The organism is Marinococcus salis, assembly GCF_054971365.1.
Map to the genome: position 1 here is coordinate 176,985 of NZ_JBQOJB010000002.1, position 22,717 is coordinate 199,701.

26 protein-coding genes are annotated in these 22,717 nt (G+C 50.0%); 14 read left to right on the top strand and 12 right to left on the bottom strand.

Annotated elements, in window-relative coordinates; genetic code table 11:
• Positions 1-98: 98 nt before the first annotated feature.
• Positions 99-794 (bottom strand): Na-translocating system protein MpsC family protein, encoded by a 696-nt coding sequence (locus tag ACTTK6_RS02720; RefSeq protein ID WP_462832575.1) that lies wholly within the window; start codon positions 792-794, stop codon positions 99-101.
• A 781-nt stretch (positions 795-1,575) separates the two neighbouring features.
• On the opposite strand from ACTTK6_RS02720, the gene ACTTK6_RS02725 reads away from it, so the two are divergent.
• Both ACTTK6_RS02725 and ACTTK6_RS02730 read left to right on the top strand, forming a co-directional pair.
• Complete coding sequence (locus ACTTK6_RS02725; RefSeq protein WP_462832576.1) at positions 1,576-1,899, top strand: hypothetical protein; 324 nt, start codon at positions 1,576-1,578, stop codon at positions 1,897-1,899.
• Between the two features lie 413 nt (positions 1,900-2,312).
• Entirely contained in the window at positions 2,313-3,230 is a 918-nt protein-coding gene (locus ACTTK6_RS02730) for a DMT family transporter (protein WP_462832577.1), read from the top strand.
• Between the two features lie 165 nt (positions 3,231-3,395).
• On the opposite strand, the gene ACTTK6_RS02735 is transcribed toward ACTTK6_RS02730, so the two are convergent.
• The 5 genes from ACTTK6_RS02735 to ACTTK6_RS02755 form a co-directional block, all read right to left on the bottom strand.
• Complete coding sequence (locus ACTTK6_RS02735) at positions 3,396-3,752, bottom strand: hypothetical protein (RefSeq protein WP_462832578.1); 357 nt, start codon at positions 3,750-3,752, stop codon at positions 3,396-3,398.
• Positions 3,753-3,973: 221 nt separating this feature from the next.
• Positions 3,974-5,281, bottom strand: a complete 1,308-nt coding sequence (locus ACTTK6_RS02740; RefSeq protein ID WP_462832579.1) for a flavin monoamine oxidase family protein — start codon at positions 5,279-5,281, stop codon at positions 3,974-3,976.
• Between the two features lie 44 nt (positions 5,282-5,325).
• Positions 5,326-6,759, bottom strand: coding sequence for a DUF2254 domain-containing protein (locus tag ACTTK6_RS02745; RefSeq protein ID WP_462832580.1), 1,434 nt, complete (start codon positions 6,757-6,759; stop codon positions 5,326-5,328).
• Between the two features lie 234 nt (positions 6,760-6,993).
• Entirely contained in the window at positions 6,994-7,701 is a 708-nt protein-coding gene (locus ACTTK6_RS02750; protein WP_462832581.1) for a Na-translocating system protein MpsC family protein, read from the bottom strand.
• 229 nt (positions 7,702-7,930) lie between these two features.
• Complete coding sequence (locus ACTTK6_RS02755; protein WP_462832582.1) at positions 7,931-8,131, bottom strand: hypothetical protein; 201 nt, start codon at positions 8,129-8,131, stop codon at positions 7,931-7,933.
• A gap of 248 nt (positions 8,132-8,379) precedes the next feature.
• On the opposite strand from ACTTK6_RS02755, the gene ACTTK6_RS02760 reads away from it, so the two are divergent.
• Together ACTTK6_RS02760 and ACTTK6_RS02765 are read left to right on the top strand one after the other, a co-directional pair.
• Entirely contained in the window at positions 8,380-9,087 is a 708-nt protein-coding gene (locus ACTTK6_RS02760; RefSeq protein WP_462832583.1) for a Na-translocating system protein MpsC family protein, read from the top strand.
• 29 nt (positions 9,088-9,116) lie between these two features.
• Complete coding sequence (locus tag ACTTK6_RS02765; protein WP_462832584.1) at positions 9,117-9,353, top strand: hypothetical protein; 237 nt, start codon at positions 9,117-9,119, stop codon at positions 9,351-9,353.
• 295 nt (positions 9,354-9,648) lie between these two features.
• Here ACTTK6_RS02765 and ACTTK6_RS02770 read toward each other — a convergent pair whose 3' ends face one another.
• The 6 genes from ACTTK6_RS02770 to ACTTK6_RS02795 all read right to left on the bottom strand — a co-directional run bounded on the left by ACTTK6_RS02770 (position 9,649) and on the right by ACTTK6_RS02795 (position 14,722).
• Positions 9,649-10,650, bottom strand: coding sequence for a TDT family transporter (locus tag ACTTK6_RS02770; RefSeq protein ID WP_462832585.1), 1,002 nt, complete (start codon positions 10,648-10,650; stop codon positions 9,649-9,651).
• A 31-nt stretch (positions 10,651-10,681) separates the two neighbouring features.
• Positions 10,682-12,913: a molybdopterin oxidoreductase family protein gene (locus ACTTK6_RS02775; RefSeq protein ID WP_462832586.1), complete on the bottom strand. Its 2,232-nt coding sequence runs from the start codon at positions 12,911-12,913 to the stop codon at positions 10,682-10,684.
• Between the two features lie 20 nt (positions 12,914-12,933).
• Positions 12,934-13,341 carry a hypothetical protein gene (locus tag ACTTK6_RS02780; RefSeq protein ID WP_462832587.1) on the bottom strand — a complete coding sequence of 136 codons (408 nt, stop codon included), beginning with the start codon at positions 13,339-13,341 and terminating at the stop codon, positions 12,934-12,936.
• A gap of 38 nt (positions 13,342-13,379) precedes the next feature.
• Entirely contained in the window at positions 13,380-13,556 is a 177-nt protein-coding gene (locus ACTTK6_RS02785; protein ID WP_462832588.1) for an STAS domain-containing protein, read from the bottom strand.
• Between the two features lie 460 nt (positions 13,557-14,016).
• Positions 14,017-14,199 carry a YjzC family protein gene (locus tag ACTTK6_RS02790; RefSeq protein ID WP_462832589.1) on the bottom strand — a complete coding sequence of 61 codons (183 nt, stop codon included), beginning with the start codon at positions 14,197-14,199 and terminating at the stop codon, positions 14,017-14,019.
• A 133-nt stretch (positions 14,200-14,332) separates the two neighbouring features.
• Positions 14,333-14,722 (bottom strand): KGG domain-containing protein, encoded by a 390-nt coding sequence (locus tag ACTTK6_RS02795; RefSeq protein WP_462832590.1) that lies wholly within the window; start codon positions 14,720-14,722, stop codon positions 14,333-14,335.
• 429 nt (positions 14,723-15,151) lie between these two features.
• Here ACTTK6_RS02795 and ACTTK6_RS02800 point away from each other — a divergent pair, with 429 nt between their 5' ends.
• From ACTTK6_RS02800 to ACTTK6_RS02845, 10 genes are all read left to right on the top strand, one after another.
• Complete coding sequence (locus ACTTK6_RS02800) at positions 15,152-15,436, top strand: YrhK family protein (RefSeq protein ID WP_462832591.1); 285 nt, start codon at positions 15,152-15,154, stop codon at positions 15,434-15,436.
• 18 nt (positions 15,437-15,454) lie between these two features.
• Positions 15,455-15,664, top strand: a complete 210-nt coding sequence (locus ACTTK6_RS02805) for a PLDc N-terminal domain-containing protein (protein WP_462832592.1) — start codon at positions 15,455-15,457, stop codon at positions 15,662-15,664.
• Between the two features lie 140 nt (positions 15,665-15,804).
• Entirely contained in the window at positions 15,805-16,062 is a 258-nt protein-coding gene (locus tag ACTTK6_RS02810) for a phospholipase D-like domain-containing protein (RefSeq protein WP_462832593.1), read from the top strand.
• Between the two features lie 422 nt (positions 16,063-16,484).
• Positions 16,485-16,808 (top strand): hypothetical protein, encoded by a 324-nt coding sequence (locus ACTTK6_RS02815; RefSeq protein WP_079476408.1) that lies wholly within the window; start codon positions 16,485-16,487, stop codon positions 16,806-16,808.
• Positions 16,809-16,887: 79 nt separating this feature from the next.
• Complete coding sequence (locus ACTTK6_RS02820) at positions 16,888-17,124, top strand: hypothetical protein (protein ID WP_462832594.1); 237 nt, start codon at positions 16,888-16,890, stop codon at positions 17,122-17,124.
• On the top strand, positions 17,124-18,029 hold the full coding sequence (locus ACTTK6_RS02825) for a universal stress protein (RefSeq protein ID WP_462832595.1): 906 nt from the start codon (positions 17,124-17,126) through the stop codon (positions 18,027-18,029). Before ACTTK6_RS02820 ends, ACTTK6_RS02825 begins: the two co-directional genes overlap by 1 nt.
• A 198-nt stretch (positions 18,030-18,227) precedes the next feature.
• Positions 18,228-19,454: a GTP-binding protein gene (locus ACTTK6_RS02830; protein WP_462832596.1), complete on the top strand. Its 1,227-nt coding sequence runs from the start codon at positions 18,228-18,230 to the stop codon at positions 19,452-19,454.
• Entirely contained in the window at positions 19,447-20,619 is a 1,173-nt protein-coding gene (locus tag ACTTK6_RS02835; RefSeq protein WP_462832597.1) for an NAD(P)/FAD-dependent oxidoreductase, read from the top strand. Before ACTTK6_RS02830 ends, ACTTK6_RS02835 begins: the two co-directional genes overlap by 8 nt.
• Positions 20,620-20,696: 77 nt before the next feature.
• On the top strand, positions 20,697-21,554 hold the full coding sequence (locus ACTTK6_RS02840; RefSeq protein WP_462832598.1) for a ZinT/AdcA family metal-binding protein: 858 nt from the start codon (positions 20,697-20,699) through the stop codon (positions 21,552-21,554).
• A gap of 45 nt (positions 21,555-21,599) precedes the next feature.
• Positions 21,600-22,709, top strand: a complete 1,110-nt coding sequence (locus tag ACTTK6_RS02845; protein ID WP_462832599.1) for a metal ABC transporter solute-binding protein, Zn/Mn family — start codon at positions 21,600-21,602, stop codon at positions 22,707-22,709.
• Positions 22,710-22,717: the final 8 nt, after the last annotated feature.

The following is a 22,717-nucleotide window of genomic DNA, read 5'->3' on the forward strand; positions in this document are numbered from 1 at the left end:
TTTCAACGATAATAACAGAAACAAGCGCTCAGGCTTCATCAAAAAGCGCCCCCGGCTAAGCCGGAAGGCGCTTTTTTTCACCCTGTTTTATCAGGAAATTACTTTTTCGGCTGCATAATGAGCACAGCGTACCCTTTATCTCCGGTGAAATGCCAGGAAACAAAGGTTTCGGTAATATTGCCATCAATCAGGGACTCCAAGCTTGCCCGGTGAATCAACCTCAGTTCTAGGGGTTTCTTCACTTCCTTGAGCTCGTTTGTGTACCCCGCCTGAATCAGCTCTTTTTCGATTTCCACGAAGACCCCGGTCCGTTTGATCACAATCGTACGGTCATTCAGCCAGAACGATTCCGTCGAGGCCGGTACCTTCTGGCCCCTTTCGCTCAACTCAATCACTTTATTTTTGAACCTTTGGTAGTTTAAATGCGCCGGCCACTGAGCCTCGCATTCCGAAGTGTCTTCCGACATGACACTAAGAATGACGCCCCGCTTCTGCTTAAGATCCCAGTCAAAATACATCTCCTGGATATTAATTTTAGCTATCACTTCCAGCTGGGCGCGCATCTCCGTCTGGAGCTGTTCAAACAATAAGTCTCTTGTTTCCTCCACCCGTTTGTGTTCGCCCTGGTTTATCAGAATGGCTTCCATCGGTGCCAAAAAATCCCGCAGGTGAATGACCAGAAACGGATGCTCAAGGGTAACATACACGGACGTCGGCCCCTTTCCAAAATTGTCCCGTATAAGTTTTCCGATGTAGCCGGCAATTTCCCCGTGTTCGGTTCGTATCTCTTCCATAGTCTGGCTCCTTTGGACAATTCAGTTGAAGCGTCCCAGGAGAACGACTTTCCTCATTCATCCGTTGATTTTTATGTGTTTGACGTTCCGCTCATGCCTCCTTTCCCGCTATTTCTTCGGGAAACGCGCAGCATTTTTTCTCTGCGGAGTTGAAAACACAAAAAACCCCAGAGAGAAATATCCCTGCGGCTTATTCCTCAGCACTAATTGTCTGACGACTTTGCCTGTCGGTATTCCGTTGTATCCATAGGTACCGATCGTCCATCCTTAAAATGCACCAAAATAAGCAAGCAGTCTCCTGGACCACTTACATTTTCCACGGTCTGTTTGCCTGGTGTCATTGCAGATTTCCGCGTTCAAAATTATTCAAACAAGCAACAGCATTATCGGGGCAGGTCATCGTGAGCTCTACCGTCTCCAATGTTTTCCGCCGTCAGGACAATTCTGTTGGTTACGGGCATTTTTAGCGTTGATGAGGGCCACGCGTTAGCTTTAACATAACATTCCTGCCTTCTTGAAACAAACTTTACAAGGGCAGCGTTTTGCATGAAATCACGCATCTATCATTAATAATAACCTGTATTATTGGTACATAATAAAAAACTATATACAGAAAAAAATACGTCTTGTCTTATTTTGCCGGAGGTCCTATAACTATCTATAGAGTATTAACGAGTTCTCTTTCTTTTTTCATATCCAGCTATAATTAACGTGCTGCGGCCCTGAAGCTAAGACAAAAGCGCTTAGACTTCAAGCCATTCCTAAAGGGGTTTCTTTAGGAATGGCTTTTTTATTTTTAGCAGCAATAAATAACGAAAGGGAGATCTTTATGCCTTATTTTGCTTATATTCAATACCCCCGGGAGAGAGAGGTAATCGTTGGGGCTATCCCGGAGTTAAAAAAACATGGGGCGAAGTCATTCGACGCCACTTTTGTCACTATAGATGAATTATACACATCCCTGCAGGAGTTCCGCGAGCAAGAATGGATCATTACCTGCATTTCCGAGCTGCCGGAACTGAAAGAACGCTGGAAGGAGAAATGGACAAATGCTTCAGTTTCGCTCGTGACGGCTTCCTCAATAACCAGAGAGAACCAGGCATGATTGCTTCGACGATCACGGGACTCTGCGGGTCTGGATATGGATTACTTCTTGTTTTCATGTGAGGTCCAGACCAGGTCGAGTGTATGCGGCTGCTATTTTGGGTATAAGAATTTAACCGGTGCCTAAACAGAGGAGGCCCGTAAATGCTCCGCAACCTTTAGTAAAGCTGCATGGGACGCCGGGCTACTATAAGTATTCCCTCCATCGAACCATATAGCTTTATGGCCAAGAAAAGAGAACAAAAGCTGTTTTCGGGTCATTTCTCCCAAAGGAGAGGGATGGCCCTTTTAGTTTGGCTTCAATCTTCAGGAAAAATATGGTCATCGACCGTGAATAACTGCTTATATTCCTTTCCGTAATGGTTTCACTCTATTCTACAGCTATATTAATTCTCAAAGGAGAAATGAAACAAGATGAATCAAACACTGCTCGGCGCACTATGTTTATCCCTCGCTGCAGGCATTTGGGGAGGCATGTTTGTTGCGAGTAAATACGTATTGGACTATATTCCTCCGTTCAGCCTGATGGTGATTCGCTATCTCATTGGCTGTACGGTGCTGTTTGCCATTCTGCGGTGGAGCCGCATACCCCGCCCAGCCAAAACAAGAAGCGGCTGGCTGCTGCTTGGCTGGATCGGCTTTATCGGGTACCTGGTGACCATTTCGTTTCAGTTTATCGGAGTCGATCTGGCAGACGCGCACACAGCATCGCTTCTGACAGCGACGACGCCGGTCTTTCTCGTGCTGTTCGCCAGAATCATTTTGAAAGAAGCCATCACTGTCCAAAAGCTGGTTGCCCTGCTTTTAGCAAGCGCTGGCGTGGTCATCATCATTGAATGGAATGCCGGCATGGGAGCGTATTTGCTCGGGAGCCTGATTCTGGTGATGGCAGCTATTTCCTGGGCTCTTCTGTCGGTTTATGTAAAACGGGCGTCGGCTAAATTTTCCTCTGTTGAAATTACTGCCTACGGCATCTTTTTCGGAATGCTTTTAACGATCCCTTTTGCAGGATGGGAGCTTCAGGCCGCCGGTCTGGCCGTCCCTAATATAATGGTTTTCTCCGGCGTATTATACCTGGGCATCGTTTCGACCGCAGGCGGTTTCTTTCTTTGGAATAAAGGCATGCAGCTGATGGAAGCCGGTGTTGGGTCATTGTTTTACTTTTTTCAGCCCCTGGCCGGAGCTGTTCTTGGCTGGCTGCTGCTTGGTGAAGCATTGACGATCCATTTCTTTCTCGGCTTTTTATTGATAATGGCTGGCATTGCCGTGATGACTCTGGGCGTTCCCGCAAAACTGGTTCCATCCTGGCATAGAGGCCAGGGCAAGGACTGATTACAAAAGCAGCAAATAAATGCATAAAGAACCCCCCCAAGCATTACGTTTTTATGTGGATCGCCGGAGGTTAAGAGCAAAGAAACACCGCATTCCGTGCAGGCTGGAAGCGGTGTTTTCGTTTTTTGGATAAGAGATTGTTTCAGTTTATTCCTGTCAAAAGGTTTATATTAACGTACCGTGGTACGGGAGGTACTGGCCCGTATCACTCGCCCCTCTTATAGTCCAAGCAATAGCGTATACAGCGCTGCCCCGCCGACAAATGCCCCGAAACTGCTTTGCCGCTCTCCCGGCCGTTCTTCTTTTAAGACATTGAGCAGCACGCTTTTTATTAAAAAGGAGAACCACACCGTGATGGTCCATGGATGGAAAACGATAAATTCTCCCCGACAGGCCGCCCACCAGAATGCCTATCGCTAACACCCAGCGGGCGTACAGGTCGCAGGCGGCATCGTGGGCGTCCCGCAGGGAATGCTCGTCAGTCACAAAATGGATCGCGAGGACCGCAAAGTAGACGCCCATTTCTTTGATCCTTTTTTTCTTCTCCGCGTATCAACAAGTAGGCAATCAAAGCATTGTAGCTGCCGAAGAAGAGCATAAGAAGCCAAAATACAGATGATTTTCTGTCCGGTTGATTCTGAGAGAAGGACCACTACAGCCCCCAATTACCTGCTAAAGCGTCTAAACTGGCATCTGTCAATTCGCTTCCAGAAATGTTGGTTTAGACCCAGCGAGGGGAGGCGCTATTCGCACTGGCTTTGCAGGTACTCTGCGACTCGGCGTGCCCGGGTAATACCACTCTCTATAGCTCCGTCCATAAAGCCTGCCCATCCGTCCGCATAGCCCGAACCAGCTAAAAACAGGCCTCTTTCCGGTTCCTGGAGGGCGCGATGAAATTCAGTTAATTGATGCTTCTGGTACATTGTCCATGTCTGCTTACTCCACGGATCCTGCACCCAGTTATGCGCCGTGCTTTCCATCACCTGTACGCCCGGTTCCCAATGCGCCAGTGCTTGTTCGACCTCCCTGTCGTCTTCTCCATTCAACCGACTGGCTTCCGGACCAAAACCGACAAGCAGCTGGTCCTCGCCCACGTTCCCTTCATACTGGACATAGTTCAAGGGATAATGAGCGGGGGCAAGCGCGATCGATCGTTCGTCCCACCCTCTCACTCGCGCCCATACCTTGATGCCCTTCGACGTTTGTCCTTCCCTGATGGCGAGCTCTTTTGTTCTAGACAATGGCGGTGAAATCGACACGCTGGATAATAGCTGCAGCGGAAGAGTGATCATGACTGACGTTCCTTCGAAGGTCTCTCCACGCTGGGTTTGGACACTGTAGGCCTGAGCTTGTTCTTCCACGCTTGTCACTTGAACGCCCCGTCGCTTATCGCCGCGCACATCTTCCGCCATGTGATTTAGGAGCGTCTCGGTGCCTTGCTTTAATTGATAGGCGGCAAATAACTCCAGCATCGTTTTCCAATCCCACCGGGAAAGGGCTAGCCATCGCAAGGCCTGGGCCAGCCCGCCTTGTTCCGGAGAACCGTGAAAAGTCAAAGACCAAAGGCTATGCATAAGGTCGTATGCCTCGTGAGTCAACGGTAATTCCTTCAACCGCTCATCAATGGAAAGATGGTCGATCGATGAGAGCCTCCCTCCGGTGAGCGGCTGGAAAGGATGGGGGAAGACTTCTTCTGCTTCTTTCTCCAACGCTGCCATCCCCTGATCCATCATCTTCATGAGGGAGGCAGTGGCGCCTTTGTTTCGCTGGTTTCTAGCAATCCAATACGCGGTACCCGGCGGAGGCGTATGAGTGACCGCTAGCTGGTAACGCATGACTTCTGTCCATATGTGAGGCTGTATCCAGTGAAACCATGTGCCGCCCATTTCAATTTTCTGCCCCAGGCGTTCATCCGACCAAGCCCGTCCGCCCCATCGATCTCTCGCTTCCAGCAGCAGCACCGAATAACCCTGCCAGCCCAGCTCCCGGGCAGCTGCCAACCCGGCCAGTCCCCCGCCGACAATAATCGTGTCATACACTTGATTATTCATGTTATTCTCCTCTCTGTTTTTCCAGTAGTAATGAACGGGCGACTCTAATCAAAACGGCCGTATTTAGCGTCTAGAAGCCCGTTGCGGATAAATTCTTCAATCAATTGGTAAAAGGTGTCCGGATCCCGCGCTTCCACTGAAAGAGTTTCCAACGACGTATAAAATTCAAGCTGTTCGGTGGCATGGGCAAACGTATCGGCAAACGACTGCGCCACCACCTGGCCAAAATGCCAGCATGTCGCTTTTTCTCGCTCAGGCAGCGCTCCACTAAGAATGACAATCGCTCGTAGCAGCATATTTGTCAGCACAGGATCTTTCTTGACGTATACACCGATATGCCCAAAGGCGGCATACAGATAATCCTCGAAAGCTTCTTCTTTCATGATGAGCCGGAGCGTCCCTTCCTCGTCAGTCAAATAAGAGGTAAAAGAAGTTACATCCGCAATCGAACGCAACAGATCCACCATTTGATGCAGCGTGTCTTCGAAGGTGCCGGGTTCATCGTTGGCCATCGCCTTGATGGCGATATCTTTCAGCTTCCGCACCCCGTAGCCCAGGTCCTGGACTTCGGTTTTCCGGTCGCCCATAAACAAAAGCTCCCGGTATTTTTGTTCATTTACGACCGTCGACCCTTCATCGGCCAATTTCCAGTAATCCAGCAGGACAAATCCGGGGAGCACAAAATCCCCTACGCTTGCACGCAGTTGAACGATGACGCCGTCCTGTTTCGCCTGCTGGATCAGCTGGCCAAAATCGATAATCTGCACATACCCCGTCATTTCGGAGGTGATGGTGCGCGCATGCTCCTGATCCAGAGGGGAGTGGTTTGGATGCGTAATTCGTTCGGGGTGGTCGGCCCGGTGAGATTCGAGATCCTCATGCAGCGTGTGCAAAATGCGTTTTTGGGATTGCCGCTTCATGTCGTTGACAATGCTCGGCGCCTGCATCCACTTCACCGCGTGATTGATAAATAAGACAAAGTTCAAAACCGAAAACCCGGTCATCAGCACTGCAGTAATTGGGAATATTGTATACTGACTCATCGACCCGTCCAGAAAGAAAAAGACAATCAGAAGGTAAAAGAAACAGACGTTAAACACTCCGATTGCGTGCTGCGTTTTCCGGTTCGAAATAAAATTCAGCATCACGCGTGGCGTGAACTGATTTGACACGTTTGTAAGTACCATGAGCATCGAGTTAAAGGTAAACGCATTAAGGGTTAAGATCCCTGACAGCATGGTACTGTACATCGTTTCGGTCAGCTGGTACTCCGTGGTGAAGGCAGCCAGAAGCTGCCATCCCGGCTTCAGGCCAAATTCTATCCAATACGATACGACCGCTAGCAGCGCGGCCAGGACGATATAGAGGGCCGGCACGACCCACAGGCTGGACCGGATTTCATGCCAGCGCTGGCGCTTCGACATGCTTTGCAGACGTTTTACCGGACCTGGCAGTAACCGGTAGAACCAATACGGCATGCTTTTCCTCCTTTTCTACTCACTTTTGCAATGGGCGCTAATACAAAAATAAACCAGAAGCGTCTTAAGTGACCTTCCGGCTTATTAATAGCATTCGATCTATTAATTACAACCTGGACCGTATTTATTTTATTAAAAACAATACTTTTTCTTATTCCCTTTCAGCATCAAAAAAACCTGATTTCCTTCAGCCACCTTGACCGATAACGGCTGGCCGAACTGAACGCCCGGATGCTACTCAACCGGATCGGTCACTAAAACCACGGTGCTTTTATCTTTGTCAAAATTCCAGTCCACAAAAATATCACGGACGTCGACCCCTAGAATATCTGCAAACAGATCCTGTTTGTAAAACATCTCTTTTTCCAGCTCCCGCTTGGCAATGCGCAAGGTACGTTCATAACCCAGGTCAATGAATTTCTGTTCAATGGAAACCAAAATCCCCGTCCGCACGATAAGGATGGTCCTTTTATCAGCCCGCACCGAAGTGATATAATCCGGAACCCGCTCCGCCGTTTCGCTAATGTCCCGGATTGTCTGCTCAATTTTTTCTTTGTGCCGGTATTTCTGCTGCAAGGCCTCAGAGGCTTTCTGTGACTGCTGGTAAGCTTCAGGCTTTAGCCCGACTAATACTCCGGTACGGCTTTCCATATCCCAGTCGTAGAAAAATTCATTCAGCGAAGACCCGGTCAATTCTTCCGCATACTCCCGCACCTCAGGGACAATTTTTTTCATCATACTTTCCCGCAGGGTGTGCACGGCTTCCTTACCCTGGTCTTCGAGGAGCTGCTGCTCGATCGGGCTCATAAACCCTTTAAGAAACACCAGCACGTGGCTGTCACCGATCGTTACGTAAGCCGCTTCAGGTCCTTTACCGAATGAATCCCGCAATAGCCGGCCGGTAAAGACGGCAAGTTCTTTTTGCTTGTCTTCTGTCTTCATATGGACCCTCCTCTTCATTCATAAGGTATGTATCTCCGGGGTTTATTATAGGATGAGCTGGCATATACCGATGAGAAAGCATATTAACCTCTGCTGCTGAATTCCCTACAGCGGAACAATCACTCCCTTTATCAATAAGCCTCCCCACTTTTTTCTTACCCTTCCGAGGTACGAACGAACCCTTACTTTAGTTCTAGTTTGAATTGATGAAAAAGAAAAATATATTCAATTATTTTGAGAAGACTTTTAAGCACTTTTCAAATACAAGGCCACTATATAATAACGCTGATCTCCCTCCATAAGCTTTTCTTTGAAGAAACAAGCTTTTCTTTTTATTTTCTTGTTTTCTTCTCAACCATGTAACCTTCCCTGTTTTTTCTTCCTGTTTCTGGGCCTGGAGTCCTTTTTTTCCTTTTTCTTTATAATTCATGTTTATTCATGTTTTTTAACGATAATAATATATATAAAAGAAGTAAGCGTAAAAGCATCTTTCGCTTGAACATCGTCGTTTTTAGACAGAACGGCGTTACCAGTTCTATTGGGATGTTGGCGCTTTAATAAATCAGTTGGTAAAATCACCAGCCCGCAAAAAGCTAGTGATAAGCCAGAAAGCCCCTTGGGTCTTTCTGGCTTTTTTTAGGCTTTTAATCAATAGAATAGAAATTGGAGTGATCATAATTGGAAAAAGAACGTCCCGTAACGACGAACACTGTCGGGAAAATAGGCAAACTGCTTCAACAAAATTTTTGTAAGGGACCCCAATCCGTCGAAGTCATTCTCTCGCCCCCTTATCTCGCTATTTGTCTGCAAGGGTTTTTAGCTCCTATGGAAGAATCCCTGCTGGCACAGGACCAACACAACTCTGTCGAGAAATGCCGGACGACCGCCTTCCGCTACTTACGGCCGTCCCTGGAGGAGATTGTGCAGGCAGAACTAAAGTTCACTTCCAGACAAATGTATTTGGACTGGAATTTTTCCCATTCCTCCTGCTTGCTGCTGGTTGAAGAGGGTGCCTGTTCGCTTACTTCTCCTGCTTTAAGCTTTGCCGGCGGAGCGCGGCCGGGGGCCTCTCCCCTGCCTACACCTGAAAGCCACGGCATGAACGAGTCGCAAGCGTGGGGGTGGATCGACGAGCATGTTCTGCTCGCCCGGCAAAAAAATATCGTGACCCCGTTCGAGCAAGCCATGGCCTCTGAGCACCATCCGCGTTTGGTGGAAAGGTACCGGGCTGACGCGGAGCGGACAGCTATCCAGCAGGCATGGGAAAACGAGAAACCATCCTTCCAGCATTCCTTGCAGGACGTGTTTGTTACTGGCAGCCTGAAGGCCGAACACCGTTATGTACTGTTCTATTTCGATCCAAGCACACAGGTAACCTATAGTTAAACTTTTGTTTTATTGAAAGGAGCGAACCGATGCAGTATTTTACTTTTGTCAAACTTTCCCAAGAAAGGGAAGTGATCGCCGGGACCCGGACGGATTTGAAACAACATGGCTGGACGCCTCCAGAGGATGTTTTTACAAATGTAGATGATCTGTTTACCGCTCTGCAGGAGTTTCGCGAAAGGGAATGGATTATCACCTGCGTGTCTGCCCTTCCGGAATTAAAACAGCGCTGGGAGTCCAAGTGGGAGGCAGCGACTTCCCAATGATATCTCTTCAAAGCGAAATAAATTTATTGCGGTTGTTTTTCTGACAGCCGCATTTATTTCTACAGCGATCATTATTGCAGACGTCCCTAGACCTCCGCAGCCGATAAAGGGCACAGCGACATGCCGATGTGGCAGTCTAGCGTTATCTTCACCAGCCAATGAGGCACCTGGCGATCGGATTTTTAACCAGCTGCCCGGTGAACTGGCGGCTCGTCGACAAAGACATCACGCACGCCATGAAAGTAAAGCCAGGGCCTCCGGAAAGATTTCCCGGAGGCCCTGGCTTTGTTTCAACCTAAGCCTCAGTCTTTGCTGCTATGATGTTATTTTTAATATACAGCATTCCCTCCACTACCAGTAACACCAGCAGCACCCACGGCCCAGCCGTAAGGATTCCATTTTTAACAGGGGCTAAAAAACTCGCTGCTTCAGGAAGAGAAAGGTTTTTCGTAAAAACATAAAACATGCCGAACGTAAAATTCCGGGACCACTGCGTTACCGCATAAACGCCTAAACCAGCTATAGGTCCTTCGTGTCCAATTCTTTTTGCGGCGCGGAATATCTCCAGGCTCTCAATGAAAATAAATGCTGCCGCAGTAAGGACCCAGAACCCGGCCAAAAGCCCGGACGGAAAGACCGCCAGCTTGATAGCGGCAGCACCGGAGATGGACAGGGCTCCGTGGATCATACAGTTGGTATTGGCCCAGTGTTTCCAGAAGCGCTGCAGAATCAGCGGGAGGCTCGCGATGTAGAAAAGAAGGCCAATCCCTAACAGTCCTGCCCCGACCCCCATTGGAAAGGAAGCCGGAAACATTTTCAAATACAACAGAATGAGCGACTGGGTGCTGACCGTCGTTAACAGCAGCACACCGTGTGCCTGCTTTCTCTTTTCACGGTCCCGGACAAGGGCGCCCAGTTTCTTTGCCGCCGCCCCGATGTAGACGCCCCAGACCACTGTGCTGATCGCGGACAAACCATACACAGGCACCATAGCCCACGAGGAATATTCCAGAAGCAGCTGGGCAAGCACAGAGCTCCCGGCCACCCACGTGCCAATACCAAAAAACGGAACATCTCCTATATTCGCAAGTTTATCAGTACGCGGGCTCGCCCACGTGTAAACGGTGGAAACGAAAATATAGACCCACAGAAGCGCCGTTACCGCAGTTAACATGACGCCAGCCCAGCTGTTCAACGGAGAAAAAGCGACAAAGGGACCTAGCAGAAAGATCCCCCATGCCATCACAATTGCCCCGGACGGAGGCTGGTTTTCTAAAACGGCGTTGTTTAGCTGCATGCCGCCCTCCTTTTAGGCTGTTTTGGTATATTTATATCTTTTCAATCCGGCAGGAGGCGTGCTTTAACATGGGCTGATGGGATAACGGATCCACCGCGTCAATCGTTAGTTCATTGACCGAGGCTTCACCGTCCCAGTTGCCGTAGTGAAATGGAATAAACACTTCCCCCGGCTTCACTTCTACCGAAATTTTCACCGGTACTGTGATGGCTCCGCGCGGGGACACGACCCGCACCTCTTCGGCATCGGCCACTTCCAGCTGCCGGGCGTCATCTTCATGCAGCTGCACAAACGCTTCCGGTGCTTTCTCCTCTAAATCCGGCGACAGCCCTGTCTTCGTGCGGGTATGCCAGTGCCACACCAACCGGCCCGTATTCAGCCATAACGGGTAGGCTTTCTTCGTCTGTTCCGGCGGCCCGAAGTAATGGGTTGCATGGAAGATGGCTTTTCCGTTCGGGTTCAGCGCTTCATACTCCTCCTGCGTGTACGGGCGGCCAGTATCCATGACTTTTCCGAAGCTTTGGGCGTCATTTACCTTTGTGCGGAAATCTCCATCGGCATACAGCCGCGTCGTCCCTTCGGGGTTGGCTTTGGGCGCCGGCCAGTGGATCCCGTTCGCTTCTTCGAGCCGGTCGTACGTCATGCCGGTCATATCGCTCGGACGCCCTTCGGATACTCGTTTCCATTCCTCAAAGGCCTCTTCCGGGGTTCTGTACTGTATTAACGGCTCCCCGTCCCTATCGGTGAAGCCCATCCGCCGGCTGAAGTCCACGAGGATCTCAAAGTCGGTCCATACCCCGTTAGGCGGGTCCACCGCTTTTCGCAGCACATTGATCGTCCGGTCGGCGTTTTCCATCGTGCCTTCCTTTTCGCCCCACATGGCTGGCGGAAGGATGACATCAGCTACGTCCGCTGTTGCAGTGAGAAATGGATCCTGTACGACCACGAATACATCTTCCATCGCTTTTCGCGCCCGTTCCCGGTCTGGCAGGGAGACCAGGGGGTTGGTATGAATGTTCCAGAAAAATCCAATCTTTCCCTTTTCCATCATTTCAATTTGCTTAATAATCCCTTTTTCCGGTCCCACTGGCAGGGATTCCTGGTCCACGTTCCATAAATTGGCGATTTCTTGCAGATGGTCGGGGTTTTCGGGATTCCGGTTACCGGGATAAGTGCCGACGCCGCCTACGGTCCGGTTGCCGGAGGAGCTCGGCTGGCCAGCCATATGCAGCGGCCCACTGCCGGGCTTTCCGATCAGCCCCCGCGCCAAATGCATATTGTTGATCGCTACGCAGGCGGCGGTGGCATCGCTGCTTTGGAAGGCGCCCTGCAGCGTCGTGGATACCAGGCTGTCGGTGTTCCCCAGCTGCCAGGCTGCTTCCTGCAGCTGTTCCACTCGTATTCGGGTCACGTCACTCGCTCGGTCCAAGGACCATTCCTCCAGGGAATCTTTCATTTCTTCATAGTGAATGGTGTGCTCCTCAATGAACGGCTGATCCACCCGTCCGTGGTGGAGGATGTCCCGGAGCAGGCCGTTCATGAGCGGCACGTTTGTTCCAGGCTGCAGCTGCAGATGAAGATCTGCATGCCGGGCCGTTAATGTTTCTCTTGGATCCACGACAATGATATACGGTTTTCCCGTCTTTTCTTTCCGTTCCATCACCCGTTCAAAAAAGACGGTGCCGGTTTCGGCCGGATTATGGCCAAAGAACATGACGGTTTCGGCTACATCGAGGTCTTCGAATGCGGCTGGTACCCCGTCTGCCCCAAACGACTGCAGCAGGCACCATTCGGTCGTTGCAGTGCAAAGCCGGGTGTTGGCATCCAGCAGGTGGGTTTTCAGGCCGGCCCTTCCGACTTTTGCAATGGAGTAATAATCCTCTAAAAAGCCCTGGCCGGTCGAATAAATGGAAAAGCCGTCCCCGCCTTTTTCTTCTACGGTTTTTTTCGCCTTTTGAACGATTAAATCCATCGCCACGTCCCAGGACGCTTCCTCGAGCTCGCCCTGCTGGTTGCGTATTAACGGGCTCAAGAGCCGGGTCGAATGGTTATTTGGAATCCACTGATCCTTCGCCTTGGGATCGAGGCGGCCAAGGTTGATGTCGTGCTCCGTTTTCCCCCGTATGCCGACAATGTGATTATCTTTAACTGCGATTTCCGTACCGCAGCCGATCGAGCATAAATTACACGTACTGTGGACCCAGCGGTCGACGGCTCCTGTCGTATCAATATGTGTGTCTGTTCGGTATGGTCCCCATTGCATTGGTATCCCTCGTTTCTTCTTTATTTGTATAATGCCGGTGCGACGTAGCGGATATTCCGGCGCGACAAATGATCCGTGCCCTCTGCCACGTGTTCAAGTACCTCTTTCATGTGGCTGAACGTCTGTTCCATGTGCTCAAGCAACGAGGCTTCCACGGCCTGATTCTGCTGACACAGCCGCTTCCACGCCTGAAAATTCAGTTTTTCCACTTCATCGTCCCGGTAAATGATTTTCAGGCACCGCTTGATCTTCTGATCATCGGAAGGTTCATGGGCCAGCTCGTCTAACACGGTGGTTATCATTGCTTTCTTTTCCTTTAATATCAGATGGAAGCGCACCTCCAGGGCGTCGTTAAAAATAGGAAGACGGGAGAGTAAATTATCCACACTGTGGTTCAGATCCATGATATACGATTGTAAATCATCCATATGCTTTCCTCCTTAAAACTACATGGTTGAATCAATCCTTACCCGTCGGCCAAAAAGCAGTCGTTTAACGCCTGCTGCAGCGTTCCGAGCGTTTTGACGTCAGACTTCCATGTCGCTTCTGAAATGGCTATCTCCATTGCAACCGTAGAGGGGACACCAGTACTCACTGTTTCACAGCCCATTAAGGAGATGCCGTCAATTATGTGGTTGAACAAATGCACCACCCTCTGTTCTATATGGCCGATGAACGAAAGCCCGCCTCCCCCTCCTGCAAATTAACTATTTCTTCAAAAGCACACAGGCTAACCCGCTTTGCTGCCTGAAAGCATAAAAAATAAGCCGAAAAGGTGCCTTTCCCCTTTCCGGCTTATTAGCAGGCTTGATTCCTCTAATTACAGCCAGCACTTTATTATTTATTTACGAAAAGGCGCCCTTTTTCGCAGGACTAACTATTTACTTTACGTATGCTTGCTTTGTTTGTTTCCCTTGCATTTAGATCTTTAAACCCAGAAGCTGTTCGCTATGTGAGGGGTAAAGAAAAGAACCAGTCCTGCTGGGTCAGCAGACGACGGGAAAATAACTTTCATTATTCCAGGTGAAAAATGCCCTAAAAAAGGCGGGATCCAATCTGATTGGATTCCGCCCATTATTTTATGACTCATTTTAAATTAGGAGTTAAGACGACTTTTCCCAATAGGCCGCTTCGTTTTCCGAAGGGGAGGGCGGGAACTGATCGCCTTCGTTCAATTGAATGGTCGTGTTGTCTTCGCTCGCATTGTTTCCGTTTACGAGACTTTTAACCTGGTACGTGCCGCTTTCCGGTGCTTTTTCACCGGTTTTAAATGATTGATCTGCCATGATAATTCCTCCTTACATGCTAACGTGGGTGGAAACGCCAGGCGCCTGAACGCCTTGGCTTCGCGATCATAAGCTGATGAAGACCTTCCGGCACGATCGTAGGGGTCATGCCGGAACCGGGGCGTCTTCCTGTTTAGCGGCGGTTGTTAGAGTCGCTGTTGTTATTCGAGCCGTTGCCGGAATTTTTTCCGCCTTTTTGGCCGATGTCCTGATAGAATTCCTTATCGTGTTCTTCACTGGTGGTTTCGCCACCCTTTTGACCGATCTCTTCATAGAATTCCTTACCGTGTTCCTGGCTGGTCGTTTCCCCGCCTTTTTGGCCGGCTTCGGAACGGCTCATCGTATTTTCGCTCTGGTTGGAGCCAGAGTTCTGATTATTGCTGCCGTTGCCGGAGGTTTCCCCACCTTTTTGGCCGATCTCTTCATAAAATTCCTTGCCGTGTTCCTGGCTCGTTTTTTCGCCGCCTTTTTGGCCGGCTTCCTCGCGGGTCATTTTGTTGTTGTTTTCGTTATTGTTTGCCATGATGCTTCATCCTTTCTATATTTAATTTGATAATCGCTTGGTTTTGAAAGCTTTTATCTCCCCACTCTATACGTCCTGCGGAGTCAGCCCATAAAAAATAAGCCGAAAAAGGCACATCTATCGCTACCTCTCTCGGCTTATTAGCAGGCATTCATTCCTGTAATTATAGCCAGTCCGTATATTATGATTGGTTCATTGAGCCACTTGTTCAAAACCAAATCATTATCATCCATGGTGCTATTAAAAATGTTCCCAGAGGGTCACCTCCTTAAACATACTTAAAAAAATTCTTTTACATTTCTGAGGTAAATTCATTGCCAGAAGCCGGGGCAAATTAATCCGTGCGTCGCGAAAGCAAAAGCAATTAAGCTGTTCTTAAAAAGAGCTGCCCTGTGTTTTATAGCAGATGCAGCCGTAACAGGTTAGCCAGTGCCTCCGGCTTACGTTTTAACATTTCTAAAAAAGATTTACCATACGCTTTACACGATCAACGATTTTTTATTGGGATTGTGGTTTTTTATCGGCAGCATCTGCTTTTACTTTGAAGGTCCGTGGCGGATTCTCGGGGTTACGCTGTTTGTTGTGGCCAGCTTTCAGTTTCTTATCCGCCCCACGATCCGGCTCATTCACGAATTCCATGCCCGCAGGCATTACGGCAGAGAATACGACCGCCAGCGCGAGGGTGCCCAGCAGAGATCTTATCATGAAGCCTAAAGGAGACAATGACCGCTGATGACAAACCTGGAATGGTGGCAGACGCTTGGCTATTTTATTTTCATTTTTAATATTGGGTGTATGCTGCTGATTATTTTACGCGGGCGAAAAAGCGCTACCGCTACCTGGGCCTGGACCCTGGTCCTGTTTTCCCTGCCGTTGGCGGGACTTTCATTTGCGTCTGCAGGGAGGATCCGTTTATTGACTGCAGGACTATTTCATTTCTGACTGGCACAAGGGCAGTTCGTCCTCCTCTCTTTCTGCCGATACTACGCTTCCCAAGGTCCGGCAGGTAGACGGGGATCCACGCAGCTCATCCAGAGCGGTCCCGACATGGCCCGCAGCCAGATTAAAAGCGGCTTTTTAAAATGATCCAGGAAGCTGATGACTATATTTATATTCAGACGCTCTATTTTATTCCGGACCCCGGCCTGCTGGAAAGCTTTCGCATTAATTTCGAGCTTAATGCCTTTATGTATGACCAGCCAACCGCCCGTGAAATGAGAGCAGTATTTGAATCCGATCAGGCTCTCTGCCGGGAATTAACCTGGGACGAATACGAGAAACGCTCGGCGGCCGTCCGGATGAAGGAGAATTTTTCACGGCTGCTTGCTCCTTTGCTGTAAATAAATGTTTATATACTTGCATACAGCCTCTGTGCCATCGTCCGCAGCAGGCTTTTTTACTGTTCATTGGCTGCTGTCTCCGTAAAACATGTCATCGTTTTTATACAGACCACAGCTTTTCTTGGTAAACCATTGACTCTTTCGCTGCTGCTTCTGCCTTTCACGCCAGGCATTTACGGGAAAATTACGTGTCTGCACGAAAGCTTCGTCTTGCAGGCATAATTATTTTTGTATGCATTTAGTTGCGAGTAAATACTGAAGGACTTTGTGATGATGCAATTACCTATTTTACGTGTATACTGGTAATTGTAGAGGTACTAAGACCCTGGTATTTTTTACTTTATTAATGTATCCATAATTCATTTATTTTGCTATTTCCACTTGCCGGCAATTTTGAATAATTACTGAAAGGAGCACGTTATATGGACGTCTCGGCACGTACCCGCCCGGTTGAACCTTTTCAGGCAGGACAATACTCTCTCGTCCGTTTCGTGTACCTTGCTGCAAATACGGAGGAGCCGAACAAGCTGTGGTTTATCGGCAGCGCCATGGAGCTTCAGGAGGAGCTTTTTCTGGAGCATTATACCGAGGTCAGCTTTGAATTAGGAGATGAAATCCGTTTCCGACAGCGGGTGATGAACGTGGTAGCCATTGAATCTGTCCCCCTCGCTGCGCCTGCTGCCTATGGGGAAAAAGAGAGATTGATTACGTACTATGTCGCCTCAGAACACTTTCCTCTCATGTAGTCCCTTCCTAAGCTCTTTTGTACCGCCCTGCTGTGTTGTTCCTGTCATGAAGCCTGTATTCTATAAATGGAGGTGCATGATGAAACAGTTAATTAGGCGTATACACAAAGCCGCCCGCTCGTATTCTGTGGTTGATTTTGGTGTGCTGAAATTCTGCTTATTTACCATCGGTCTCTGGACAGGCATTTTGTATGCCCGGCGCCTGCATGCAAAGCTTCGGTGGATCCAGGCTGCCTCTCTCACTTCCTTTGTTTATGTTCTCTATACTACGTTCCGTAAATTGTGCAGCGGGGAAAAAGAAAGGAATCAATCCTAATGCCTCTTCCCTACCGCCGGATACTCATCTCCCTCGATGGTTCACAAGAATCAAAAGCCGCCCTGTCTAAAGGCATTGAGACGGCTCTTGCCCACGGCAGCACGCTCGCCCTTTGCCATATTGTTGATTACCACAGCATCAAAGAACTCAGGAAACAGTACCCGGATTTAATGCTTCACGCCCTAAACAAGCAGGGAAGCGCGATTATCACCCAGGGAAGAGAAACAGCCGAAAACGCCGGCATCCAGCATGTGCGTGTTTTCATTAAAGAGGGGATTCCCAAAACCGTTATTGCCGGAGACATTGCAGCATCGTTTCAGCCCGATTTGATTATTGCCGGCGGCTCCGGGGCCGGCACCTCCGGGAAAAAGCGCTTCGGGAGTGTCTCTGCCGGAATTGTCCGCCGCGCTTCCTGCGACGTCTGGATTGTTAAAAACAGTGATACCACAGCCGTGTACCGCTCGCTGTTAATTGCCGTCGACGGCTCGGACGCCTCAAAAAGTGCCTTTCATGCCGGAATGAGCATGGCAGCCAGGCTCCAGAGCTGCACGCAGGTCGTTTATGTGCTAAACACCCAGTCATTATCATCGCTTGAACCCTATACGGAGGACATCATCAGCGTGTACCAGGAGCGAGCCGGCGAATTACTCCAGGAATACCGTGCATTAAACAAACTGGAAAACTATGATCTTACCTCTGTGCACTACTCGGTGGAATACGGGACGCCGAAATCGATGATCCCCGAAGTAGCAGCCGGCAAATATCAGGCGGATCTGATTGTTGCCGGGGCCTCCGGCATGGGTCGGACCGAACGGTTTTTGCTCGGCAGCGTTTCTGAAAATACCGTCCGCCGCGCGTCCTGTGACGTGCTCATCGTGCGGAATAATCACCGTCCAGGACCGTGAGCCCTCCTCCCTAGGTTCCTAATTTAATTTTTTTAAGCCGATCCCCTTTCCGAGGGGATTTTTTGTTTGTCATGGAAATAAGCTTCATTTAAAAATTACAGACAGGCGTTGACAGACATAAAAATATTTTATAAAGTAATAAAAGTATCCAAATCGTAACAATTACGATTTATGTTTATGTATGAAGAGGAGTCCAGTATGTCTTCACCGATACCGGTAACGGTGCTAAGCGGTTATTTGGGTTCCGGAAAAACGACCCTGCTGAACCATCTGCTGCACGAGCAGACGGAGTGGAAAGTAGCCGTCATTGTCAACGATATGAGTGAAATCAATATCGATGCCGGCCTGATTGAGCGGGGCAGTATGCTTTCCCGCACGGAGGAAAATCTGGTGGAAATGTCCAACGGCTGCATCTGCTGCACGCTGCGGGACGACCTGCTTCAGGAAGTTCAGCGGATCGCTGGGCAGGGCGGCGTGGATTACATTTTAATCGAATCCACCGGCATCAGCGAGCCCATCCCGGTCGCCCAGACGTTTACATACGAGGATGAGGAGTCAGGGATCGACCTCAGCGGAAGCTGCCGCCTGGACACTATGGTCACCATGGTAGACGCCGCACGCTTCTGGTCGGATTACACATCAGGCGAAACGCTCTTGGAGCGCAGCCAGGGCGCGGCAGATGACGACGAGCGGGAAATTGCCGATCTCTTGATTGAGCAGATTGAGTTTTGTGATGTTCTGCTAGTAAACAAAACGGACCTTTTGGAGCCGGAGCAGGTGCATCGTTTAACAAGCATGCTGAGAGCTCTTCAGCCAAACGCCGAAATCATTGAAACGGCTTTTGGCCGTGTGGCCTCTTCCAGCGTGCTCGGCACCGGGAAATTTTCGTTTGACGAAGCTCTGCAGGCGCCCGGCTGGCTGCAGGAGCTCGAGCAGGAGCATGAGCCGGAAACGGAGGAATATCATATCTCTTCGTTCGTTTTTCGAAGCCGGATACCGTTTCATTCTGAGCGCCTTCTTGCATACCTGGAGGCCTTTCCGAAACAAGTGATCCGGGCGAAGGGCATCATCTGGTGCGTCACCCGAAACGATACGGCACTGTTACTTTCCCAGGCAGGTACGTCGATTCAGCTTGAGCCGGTGTCGTACTGGGTCGCCTCCCTTTCGCGGGAGCAGCAATACGAAATGCTTGAAGAGCAGCCGGAATTGAAGGCCAGTTGGGACCCGGTAACCGGCGACAAGTGCACCGAGCTGGTGATTATCGGCCAGCATCTGGACCAGCAGCAGGTGATCCGGGAACTGACGGCGTGCCTGTTGACCGAGGAGGAACAGCAGTCGAGCGAAAGCGACTTTCACGACCCTTTCCCCTGGCTCGTTTCGCCGCATCATCATGTAAATTCCGGAGATGAACATCCGCATGCTTGACTGGATCATTATCGGTGCCGGCATCCACGGATGCACGACGGCCGCCCACCTGGCATACGACGATCCTTCGTTAACACGGGACAAACGACTGCTTCTGATTGATTCGGGCCCCGGGCCGTTGTCAGCCTGGAATACGATGACCGAACGGGTAGGCATGAAATACTTGCGTTCCCCTGGCGTCCATCACCTTCACCCTCGCGTGCGGGATTTATTCAGCTTCTCAAAACGTAATCATTACGATTCAAGTCATTTTTCCGGTTCCAGCAAGAAACCCTCGATCTCCCTGTTCCGCCATCATTGCGCGAAGGTAATCAAAGAAATGGACCTTACGTCCTGTTTCAAACAAGCTCACGCTTTCAACATCGAACGCCGTGGTCCTTACTGGATGGTGGAAACGGATCAGGGATCGCTGTTTACGAAGCGCGTCGTCCTCGCTACGGGCACTAAGGAGCATTGCTCTCTTCCTTCATGGCTACCAGTTGCAGATCAGGGTGGCGCCTGTCATATTCATCAAAAGCAGGAACCGGAACCTGTTCGTCCGCCAGCCACTGTCATTGGCGGCGGCATGAGCGGTGTTCAGAAGGCTCTGGATCTTAGCCGCCGCTTTCCGGGCCAAGTTACCCTCGCCCTCCGCCACCCGCTTCGCGTGTGGGAATATGATGCTGCTCCTGAGTGGATGGGCGGCAAATATCGACAGGTTTGCAGAAACACTTCGACATTTTCCGAACGCCGGCACGCCATCACCCGCGCCCGCCGGTCCGGATCGATTACGAAAAATCTTTACCGCCAGGTGCAGCGACAGCAGGGCCTTGGTCGCCTTGAAGTTAGGCAGGATCCTATCCGCCGGGTCACTTCTCGCCAGTCTCACTGGCTTCTTCACGGAAGCTCTGCGACATGGGAGGCCCGGGCCATTCTTTGTGCCACCGGCGACCAGTACCACCCAGCCCAGAATCCTCTTCTATTTCGGCTCATCAACTCGTGCCAGCTGCCGCTTGCCCCCTGCGGCTACCCGGCACTTGCCCCGTATTCCCCTGTTTGGGCCAGGGGATTGTATGTCAGCGGACCGCTGGCCGATTTAGCGATCGGGCCCACCGCCCGAAATATTGCCGGAGCCCGCACCGCGGCTGCATGCATTCAACAGGAAGCCCAGCATGCCTGCACGTAGTACATGCATCTAGTAAGCTATTATATTTTTATTTATTAAATCGTAATGAATACGATTAACTACAAGGAGTGGTAATGATGAAGAAATTTCCAGTAAAAGGGTTAAGTGCCCTGACCGTCAGCGCGATGCTTATCACCGGCTGCGGCAATTCCACGGAGGAAAGCTCGGGGAGCGGTGACTCTTCAGAATCACAGGAACAGAGCCAGGAAAGCTCCGGAGAAGAAAACCAAAGCAATGAGCAGGAAGAAAGTGACGATCAGAACGAAAGCAGCAATGGCAATGAAGAAGAAAGCCATGACCATAACCACGAAGAAGGAGAAAGCCACGACCACAGTCATGATGAGGAAAGCCATGATCACAGTCATGACCACAGCCACGCCCAGGACGCCGAATCCCAGCGCATTTACAACGGCTTTTTCTACAATAATGAAGTAGAAGACCGCCCTCTTTCCGATTGGGCCGGCGAATGGCAGTCTGTTTATCCTTATTTGGAAGACGGCACGCTCGATGAAGTATTCGCCCACAAAGCGGAAGAAGATGGTGAAATGACGCAGGAAGAATACAAAGAATATTACGAGGAAGGCTACCAGACCGACGTGGATGAAATTACTATTGAAGAGGATGGCACCGTTTCCTTCATGAAGGACGGAGAAGAAATGACCGGGCGATACGCTTCCGGCGGCCATGAGATTCTGGAATACGAAGCCGGCAACCGCGGCGTTCGATTTGTCTTCGAATTAGAAGAAGGCGATGAAGGTATGCCTGAATACATTCAGTTCAGCGACCACAGCATTGCTCCGACCGACGCCGGGCATTACCACCTTTATTGGGGGGACGATAACGGTGAGTTGCTGGAAGAAGTCGAAAACTGGCCGACCTACTACCCGTCAGATATGAATGGCGAGGAAATTACTCATGAAATGATCGCCCACTAATTATCTCTCAATCAGCAAGCTGTTTACAGAAAGGATCGAGTATAAATGAAAAAACAAACTGCACTAGGTGCTTCTATACTTGCCGGCGCTGTCCTGCTTCAGGCCTGCAGCACGGGAAGCGAAAACCAGCAAAACGCTTCCGGGGATAATAACGAAGACCAGCAGGCGCAAAACGAAAAGCTGGACGTTTACACCACCCTGTTTGCCTGGGAGGACTTTGCCAGACAAATCGGCGGCGACTATGTGAATGTTGAAAACGTCGTTCCACCCGGCTCCAATGCCCATTCCTTTGACCCTACCCCCCAGACGCTGACTAACATAGCCGAGGGCGACCTGTTTGTTATGACCGGAAGCGGTATGGAAGGATTTGCGGAAGAAGCGAAGAGCACGGTCGACGGCCAGGACGTTTCCGTGCTCGAAGTGACCAATAACATGGAGCTGCTGGAAGCCTCTGACGGACATTCGCACAACCACGGCGGAGATGACCATAGCCACGATGAAGAAGGACACAGCCACGGTGAAGAAGGACACAGCCACGGTGAAGAAGGACACAGCCACGGTGAAGAAGGACACAGCCACGGTGAAGAAGGACACAGCCACGGTGAAGAAGGACACTCGCACAGCCACGGCGGCGTAGACCCTCACGTATGGCTGGACCCAGTCCGTGCCCAGCAGGCTGCTGAGAGCATCAAGAATGAATTAGTGGAACAAATGCCGGAGCAGGAAGAAACGTTTGAAGAAAACTACCAGGCCCTGGTGTCCGATCTTGAAGACGTTGACCAGGGATTCCAGGACGTGGCTGACAATAGTGACAGCAATCAGTTTATCGTCTCCCATGCGGCTTATGGCTATTGGGAAGAGCGGTACGGCTTCGAACAAATTCCTGTCAGCGGCATCAATGTCCAAGATGAGCCCTCTGTGAAGGAAATCAACGAGATTGTCGCTACAGCAGAAGAAAATAACATTAATACCATCCTTTTGGAACAGAATATTCCTTCTCAAACAGCAGAAACGGTACAGGAGGAAATCGGCGCAGATGTTGCCTACCTGCATAACCTGTCCAGCGTCATGGAAGAAGATATTGAAAATGATGCCACCTATGTGTCTTTAATGGAAGATAATATTGAAAGCCTCGACCAGGCACTGAATAACTAAACAGCAAA